Source organism: Arthrobacter sp. JCM 19049 (assembly GCF_001310435.1).
On sequence record NZ_BAXF01000078.1, the window covers coordinates 1 to 7,510 of the forward strand.

10 protein-coding genes and 1 pseudogene are annotated in these 7,510 nt (G+C 66.7%); 9 read left to right on the plus strand and 2 right to left on the minus strand.

The window, feature by feature from the left end; translation table 11 throughout:
* Positions 1-987 (minus strand): annotated as a pseudogene (glsA, locus tag JCM19049_RS23200) (glutaminase A); the annotation flags it as partial.
* A 202-nt stretch (positions 988-1,189) separates the two neighbouring features.
* Positions 1,190-2,113, minus strand: a complete 924-nt coding sequence (locus tag JCM19049_RS05830) for an AsnC family transcriptional regulator (protein WP_054821098.1) — start codon at positions 2,111-2,113, stop codon at positions 1,190-1,192.
* A gap of 109 nt (positions 2,114-2,222) precedes the next feature.
* Between JCM19049_RS05830 and JCM19049_RS05835 the strand changes: the two genes are divergently transcribed.
* The 9 genes from JCM19049_RS05835 to JCM19049_RS05865 all read left to right on the plus strand — a co-directional run bounded on the left by JCM19049_RS05835 (position 2,223) and on the right by JCM19049_RS05865 (position 7,381).
* Positions 2,223-2,612, plus strand: coding sequence for an MFS transporter (locus JCM19049_RS05835; RefSeq protein ID WP_054821099.1), 390 nt, complete (start codon positions 2,223-2,225; stop codon positions 2,610-2,612).
* Positions 2,600-3,496 carry an MFS transporter gene (locus JCM19049_RS05840; RefSeq protein ID WP_054821100.1) on the plus strand — a complete coding sequence of 299 codons (897 nt, stop codon included), beginning with the start codon at positions 2,600-2,602 and terminating at the stop codon, positions 3,494-3,496. Before JCM19049_RS05835 ends, JCM19049_RS05840 begins: the two co-directional genes overlap by 13 nt.
* A 70-nt stretch (positions 3,497-3,566) precedes the next feature.
* Positions 3,567-3,692: a hypothetical protein gene (locus tag JCM19049_RS18895; RefSeq protein WP_279402558.1), complete on the plus strand. Its 126-nt coding sequence runs from the start codon at positions 3,567-3,569 to the stop codon at positions 3,690-3,692.
* 92 nt (positions 3,693-3,784) lie between these two features.
* A complete protein-coding gene (locus JCM19049_RS05845) occupies positions 3,785-4,855 on the plus strand; it encodes an amidohydrolase (protein WP_054821101.1) in 1,071 nt (356 codons plus the stop codon).
* Positions 4,856-4,888: 33 nt separating this feature from the next.
* Positions 4,889-5,023, plus strand: a complete 135-nt coding sequence (locus JCM19049_RS18900) for a hypothetical protein (RefSeq protein WP_279402559.1) — start codon at positions 4,889-4,891, stop codon at positions 5,021-5,023.
* Between the two features lie 142 nt (positions 5,024-5,165).
* The gene (locus JCM19049_RS05850; protein ID WP_138175586.1) at positions 5,166-5,588 is read left to right on the plus strand and encodes an acyl-CoA thioesterase; all 423 of its coding nucleotides are present in this window, start codon (positions 5,166-5,168) and stop codon (positions 5,586-5,588) included.
* 233 nt (positions 5,589-5,821) lie between these two features.
* Positions 5,822-6,241 (plus strand): VOC family protein, encoded by a 420-nt coding sequence (locus JCM19049_RS05855; protein ID WP_054821102.1) that lies wholly within the window; start codon positions 5,822-5,824, stop codon positions 6,239-6,241.
* Between the two features lie 115 nt (positions 6,242-6,356).
* Entirely contained in the window at positions 6,357-7,091 is a 735-nt protein-coding gene (locus JCM19049_RS05860; RefSeq protein WP_279402560.1) for a sensor domain-containing protein, read from the plus strand.
* Positions 7,092-7,096: 5 nt separating this feature from the next.
* Positions 7,097-7,381: a hypothetical protein gene (locus tag JCM19049_RS05865; RefSeq protein ID WP_279402561.1), complete on the plus strand. Its 285-nt coding sequence runs from the start codon at positions 7,097-7,099 to the stop codon at positions 7,379-7,381.
* The last annotated feature ends 129 nt before the right edge of the window (positions 7,382-7,510 follow it).

Genomic DNA, 7,510 nt, shown 5'->3' on the forward strand with positions numbered 1-7,510 from the left:
CCAGCGCGCGGGAGAGGTGGCCGATGGCCAGCTGGGAGCGCACCGAGTTGCCGGCATTGTCCAGCAGCGGCGAGAACGCGCCGATCGCGCCCTTGCCCGGGGCCATGGCCACAATGCCGCCGGAGACCCCGGACTTGGCGGGGATGCCGATTTCAAAGAGCCATTCACCGGACTTCTCGTAGAGGCCATTGGTGGCCACCACGGCCAACACGTCCCGGCACACGTCCGCGGAGATTACCCGCTCCCCGGTGACCGGGTTGACCCCGCCGTCGGCGAGCGTGGAGCCCATGATCGCCAGGTCGTGGGCGGTGACCTTCAACGCGCACTGGCGGGTGTAGATGTCCACGATTTCCAGCGGTTCGCCCTCCAGCTGCCCGTGGGCCTTCAGGAGCCGGCCCAGCGCCTTGTTGCGCTCGTTGCTTCGGGATTCGGAGCGGTAGACCTCGCCGTCCATCTTCAGGTGGCGTCCGGCGAAGGCGGAGAGGCATTCGCGGATGTTCTCCCACTTCTCGGCCGCGGTCTGCCCCGGAACCAGTGCTGCGGTGGCCAGCGCTCCGGCATTGACCATGGGTTCATGGGATGCCCCTCGTTCAGCTCAATGGCCATCACCGAGTTGAAGGACATGCCGGTGTTGTTCACCCCGATGTAGTCGCGCACCGCGTCATGGCCCAGCTCCTGCAGGACCAGCGCGTAGACGAACATCTTGGAGATCGACTGGATGGAGAACTCGTAGTTCACGTCCCCGGCGCATAGCACGTTGCCGCCGACGTTGGACAGGGCCACGGCAAACAGGGAGGGGTCCACTTCACCGAGGATGGGAATGTAATAGGCCAGCATGCCTTCGTCGATGTCGGCGTAGCGGGCGTGCACATCCTGCAGCAGCTCCTCGATGCGAGCCTTTTCCGGCAGGGAGCCGGTGGAGACTTGCTGTTTGACATCACTGTAGTCATTTGGAATCACTGACGCCCCCTGTCCCTTGCCGTACATGGTCCGCTCCTGCCTCTACAGGCTATACCGGGGCGCCCTGCCCCGCCGCCGAGTTGAGTTCGGTGTTTCCAGTATCCGTGCCCGATCGGCGCCACCACAAACCACGGTGTGCCGCGCGCCTAGCCGCGGACCAGGGAAACGATCTGCCCGGTGGCCCGCCCGGAGGGGGCCAGCAGGTGCCCCAGGTGCTTGTGCACCCTGATCACCGTGGAGCGGTCCGCCACCCGGGCGCCGGGAATCCTGGATTCCAGGACCGCCTCCAGGCGCAGCGCGTCGGCCCGGCTGCGGCTGGTGAGCGCGACGATGAGGTTGAATTCCCCGAAGGCCACCCCGGCGAACTGGATCTCGGGCATGGCCAGCCACGCACCGTCCCCCTCCACCAGGGAGCGACCGGGACCTGCAGGAAGTACCAGGTCACCGCCGGCCAGTTCGAGTACTGCTGGGCAACGTGGATGCGCAGATCCAGTGCCTGCTGCATGCGCAGCGTGGCCAGTGCGTCACTGGCCCGCTGCCCGCTGATGCCCAGCTCCCGGGACAGCTCGGTGTTGCTGGCGCGCACGTCCTTTTCCAGCACCCGCACGATGCCGGTGGCCAGCTGATCGGGCACCACCTTGGCGGCGGCCGCCCGCGGCGGGCGGAAACGCGGAATGCTGTTGACCTGGGCTGCGGAAAGGGCCTGCACGGTCCAATTCGCACCGAGCTTGAGAATGGAGTTCAGGATGTAGGTGCGGGTGGAGCGCACCCCGGGCAGGGTTCCCAGCCGGGTGAGGATGTATTCGGCCAATTCGTCATCGTCGCGTGCGGTCAGCGTCATCACGATGTCCCGGCTGCCGCTGGTCAGGTCGATGGAGATGATGTCCCGGTCAAGGCTCGCCTGCCCAGCGGTGCGCAGCACCTGGCCGGGATGGCACTGCACTTCCACGATGGCGGTGCTGCCGCGGTGTCCGGCGTCCTCCATGGCCACCGACCAGGCGCAGCCGCTGGAGATGATGCGTTCCCAACGCCGGGCCAGGGTCACCGAGTCCAGCCCGAGGATCCCGGACAACGCCGTCCACGGGACGCGCGGCTCGATCTGCAGCGCATTAATAATCTGCAGGTCGATCTGCTGAAGCTCGAAATTCTTCATACTTGCCCGCCCTTGGGGAATTTTCCTTCATTTTAACCACAACCATTGCTCGGCCTGTCATTGTAATACGGGTCACGTCCGAAGGACGCACACGCAGAAGGAGAACGACATGGACACCACTGGGCACCGCTTGGGCACACGGGCGGTGGGAACGTACCGGCTACTGGTTCCCATCCTGATTGGCCTGGAGTTCTTTTCCGGGCTCGTGCAGGGATGGATTGTCCCGCTGCTCGGGGAGATTTCCCGGGTCTACAGTGTTCCGCTGGGCCTGACCAGCTGGGTGCTGGCCGTGGGCCTGCTCTCCTCGGCCGTCAGTGTCCCCTTGATCTCCATCCTCGGCGACCGCTTCGGCCCGCGCCGACTGCTGGTGGTGGCGGTGAGCCTGGCCGCAGCCGGTTCCATTCTGATCGCCCTGGCCCCGAACTTCGCCTGGCTGCTGGTGGGCACCGCGATCCAGGCCCGGTCGCCGCGTTCCTTCCGCTGGCCATGGCGCTGCTGAAATCCCACCGCCCGCAAAGCGCAAACCGGGATGTGGGTCTGATCGTGGGCACGCTGACCTTCGGTGTTGCCGCCGGCAGTATCTTTGGCGGCATCGCCATGGACGCCATCGGCCGGCTGCACACGGTGCAGCTGATCCCGGCGATCGCCCTGGCCGTCTTCGTCCCGTTGGTGCTGTTCTTCGTCGCCGAATCCCAGGCCGATGCCACCCGCAGTGTTGACTGGCTGGGCGCCCTGTTGCTGGGCATCGGCCTGGTGGGCCTGATGTACGGCCTGTCCGAAGGTTCGCAGTCCGGCTGGCTGGCAGCCGCCACCGTGCTGCCCATCGCGGTGGGCGTGGCCGCGCTGGTGCTGTTCCTGATGGTCGAACGCCGCGCGCTCTCCCCCATCGTGGACATCCCGGCGATGCGGGCGGCCGGGCTGGCCAATCCGATCTTCATCGGCTTCCTGGTGGCGCTGACCATGTTCGGCAACCAGTCCCCTCCGGTCATGTTCCTCACCGCCAATCCGGCCGAGCTGGGCTACGGCAACGCCATGCCGGCCTCCGGGGTGGGACTGGTGGTGGCCGTCTCGGCCGGCAGCCTGACCCTGGGCTCGTTCCTGTCCAGCATGATCTCCAAGAAGCTGGGCCGCACCAGCACCCTGGCCCTGTCCTGCCTGGCGGCGGCTGCCGCCCTGTTGTGCATGGCCTTCGTCCCCTCCTCCACGCTGCTCTTTGCCCTGTGGCTGGCGATCTGCGGGGTGGGCACCGGCATCGTAGTCGGCATCCTGCCCGGCGTGGTCATTGAGCGTTCCCCCGAATCCGCCGCGGGCTCCGTGGCCGGGGTCTACAACACCGGACGCACCATTGGCGGTTCGCTGGCCGGCGCGTTCGTCGCTCGGTGACCACCATGCTGGTGATCAACCCCGGCAGCGGGCCGAAGCGGCGCCGGCACCCTCCCTGGCGGCCTTCCAGGTGGTGTGGGTCTGCTTCGCCGCCGTGAACGTGGTGGCCGCCGCCTCCCTGTTCATCGGGCGCAAGGGTGCCACCGCGCCAGCCGAACCGGCCAATGTTGCGGCCCCGGACGCGGTCGCCAGCTGATTCCGGCGCAGTCGTTCACCACCTGGCACCCCTGGACACCCGAACCTTTCGAACATCCCCGACCAGCCGACATCTTTGAACAAGGAGTTCCCGTGAGCAACACCGAAGAAATCCGCGACCAGATCCTGGCCACCATTGAACAGCGCCAGCAGCAGCTGTTGTCGCTGAGCCACGGCATCAGCAGCCACCCCGAATTGGCCTTCGAGGAATATTGGGCCTCCTCCGCCGTGGCCGAACTGCTGGAGAACGCCGGGTTCGCGGTCCAGCGCGCCGCCTACGGCCTGCCCACCGCCCTGGAGGCCGTTTACGGGCAGGGCGAATTCACGGTGGCGGTGGTGGGCGAATACGATGCCCTGCCGGAAATCGGACACGGCTGCGGCCACAACATCATCGCCACCGCCGGCGTCGGAGCCGCCCTGGCCTTGAAGCCCGTGGCGGACTGCCTGGGACTGCGCATCAAGTTCCTGGGCACCCCGGCCGAGGAAATCGGCGGCGGCAAGATCCTGATGCTGCAGCAGGGCGCCTGGGACGATGTGGACTTCTCCCTGATGGTCCACGGCAACACCGGGGTCCAGTACCGGTGCCTCAGCCAGGGCACCCAGGCCTATGAGCTGCTGGATGTCACCTACACCGGGCGCACCGCCCACGCCGCGGCGGCACCCCACGAGGGAATCAACGCCGGCTCGGCCGTCACGCTGGCCCAAGTCGCCTTCGGGCTGCTGCGCCAGCAGCTGAAGTCCAGTGTGGTGGTCTCCTCCTTCGTGGTCAGCGGCGGCACCGCCACCAATGTGATTCCCGGGGAGGCGAAACTGCAGGTGGAGATTCGCGCGACGCAAAGCTCGGACTGGGAAGATGCCCGGCAACGGGTACGCGCCTGCCTGGAGGCGCGGCGATCGCCACCGGCTGCCAGCTCTCGGTGGTGCAGCCCGAGCTGCCCTATGAGCCAATGCGCCAGGACCCGGCGCTGGCCCAGTACTGGGATCAGAACCTGGAGCGGCTGGGCTACCAGATCAGCGGGGAACAGCCGCCCACCGGCGGCTCGACCGACATGGGCAACATTTCCCAGTACCTGCCGGCCATCCACCGATGCTGGCGGTCAGGAACAGCGACGCGGTGATGCACACCTCCGATTTCGCCAGGGACGCGGCCAGCACCGACGGTGATGAGGCGGCCCTGAACGGGGCGCGCGCCTGGCGTTGACCGTGGCCGATGTGGCCAAAGACCCCGAACTGGTGCAGCGCCTGCGCGCGGCCCGCGAGCAACGTCCCTCCGCAAAGCTGTCCAACCGGTCCGGGAACGCCGTGCCGGCCCAGGTCGGCTCCCCGGCCTAGATCAAGCCGTTCCCGCCCGTTGGTGGCCAGCACACCCCCGGGCGGGAGGGCAAAGCCTCAGGCGGTGGCGGGAAATGTGTAATCCCCTACACTGTTTTGCAGGTTACTGCGCGCCGGGGCGCGGGCACCTAAGGTTTAAAACATGGCTGAAGCAATTACCTTTCACACCCGCAAGTGGGTCCGCCCCGAGGACCTGAACGCCAACGGCACGCTGTTCGGCGGTTCGCTGCTGCGCTGGATCGATGAGGAAGCGGCAATCTACTCGATCATCCAGTTGGGCAACAAGCACGTGGTGACCAAGTACATGTCCGAGATCAACTTCGTGGCCTCAGCGAAGGAAGGCGACCTGATTGAGATGGGGCTGACCGCCACCGACTTTGGGCGCACCTCCATCACGCTGCGCGCCGAGGTGCGCAACATCTTCACCCAGGCCAAGATCCTGACCATCGACAAGCTGGTCTTCGTCAACATCGGCGAGGATGGCACCCCGGAACCGCACGGCTACGACCACATCACCTACACCCGGGACCGCATCCCGCTGGAGATCACCAAGTCCCTCGTCTAGCACGCGCTGAAAGCCCTACCCGGCCCCTTCAGCCACCAGGTTCCCAGCAGCTGACCGGCGTGGTTTTGACGGCAACCACCGTCAAAACCACGCCTTTCTCATGCCCCCGGGCGCGCCGGGCCGCTCGCGGCGAAGAAAATCTTGCCAGCTTGCCGCACCACGCGGGTCTCGAGCACAGTAGTAGGTGCCCGGGCACAACAGTGCCGGACATCCATCCAGCTTGCGAGGTCCCCATGAGCCGCATGATCTTTGTCAACCTGCCCACCGCCGACCTGGCGAAGGCCGATGCCTTCTATGAGGGGCTGGGGTTTACCAAGAATGAGATGTTCTCGGATTCCAACGCCACCTCCTGGATGATCAGTGACACGATCACCGTGATGGTGCTGCACCGCGACTTTTTCGCCAGCTTCCTCATCGATGGGGACACCCCCACCGTGGGCAGCGGCACCCGTGAAGTGCTCAACGCCCTGTCCGCCGATTCACGCAGCGAAGTCGATGATTTCGTGGCCAAGGCCGTGGCCGGCGGCGGCGCGGTCTACCGGGAGGCCAGCGAACCGTTCGAGGGCATGTACCAGGCAGCCGTCAAGGACCCGGACGGGCACGTGTGGGAAATCGCGTGGATGAGCCAGGAGGCCATGCAGGCCGAGGCCTGATCCATCGCTCGCGCCGAAGGCACCCTGCCCCAGGCAGGGTGCCTTCGGCTTTTCCATAATGAAGTTCTCCGGATCCCTCCGTGTTGCCCGGCCCGGCCAGTACCTAGGTTGAGGTATGACTTCGACACCGTTACCTTCTCCCCCGGGCACCTGGCGCCCGCCGCTGCGGTTGGGGCTGACCCTGCTGCAGCTTGCCGTGATGGGCACCCTTGGGGTCGCCGCGATCACGCTGTTGGCCGTCTGGCTTCCGGCCAGCCTGGCCCTGGTGGTCCTGCTGGGCCTGGGCCTGCTGATGCTGGTGGGGCTGGTCTATGCGATCTTTGCCCTGTCATGGTTCGAGACCCGCAGGGTCACCGACCTGTACGAGCTGCCCGTCGCCGAGCTGCGCTGGCAGCCCAGCCAGGGTCCCGGCTTCGGGCAGTACCTGCGCAGCCTGGGCCGCAACCTGTCCAGCGGGCGGATGTGGGCGGCCTTTGGCAGCTTCGCCCTTTCCGTATTGCTGGGTGCCGCCACCCTCAACGTGGCCCAGTGGACCATTGAGTCCCTGGTGCTCTCCTTCGCGCCGCTGACCGGGGCCGAGGAGGTTTCGGGCCCGTTCGGCTGGCAGCTTCCGGCCTCCCAGGCCCCGCTGATGCTGATCATTACCCTCGTTGGATGCGCGGCGCTCGTGGGCCTGGCATTCCTGCACCGGGCCATCACCACCGCCATCATCGGTTCGGTGGCCCGTGAAACCGACCTCAGTGCCGGGCCTACACCAGCTCCGCCCAACGGGCCGGGGCGCTGCGGGCCGCGGAACTGGAACGCACCCGCATTGAACGGGACCTGCATGACGGGGTACAGCCCCGGCTAGTGTCGGTGGGCATGGCCCTGGGCCTGGCCCACCAGCAGATCGACACCAACTCGCAGGCCGCAAAGGAACTGGTGGCCGAGGCGCACACCTCCACGAAGGCGGCCATCACCGAACTGCGCCAGCTCACCCGCGGCATCTACGCTTCCGTGTTGGAGGACCGCGGACTGGATGCGGCCCTCTCGGCCGTGGCCGGACGATCCCACATCCCGGTGAAATTGGATGTGGACCTGCCCGGGCGCTGCGAGAAGACCGCGGAAGCGGCCGTCTATTTCTCCATCGCCGAAGCCTGAACAATGCGGCCAAGCACTCCCGGGCCTCCGAATGCCGGGTTACCGTGCGGTTGCGTGCGGAACAGGGCCAGTCCAGGCTCTGGGCGCGGGTGGAGGACAACGAGGTGGGCGGGGCCGCGGTCCTGCCCG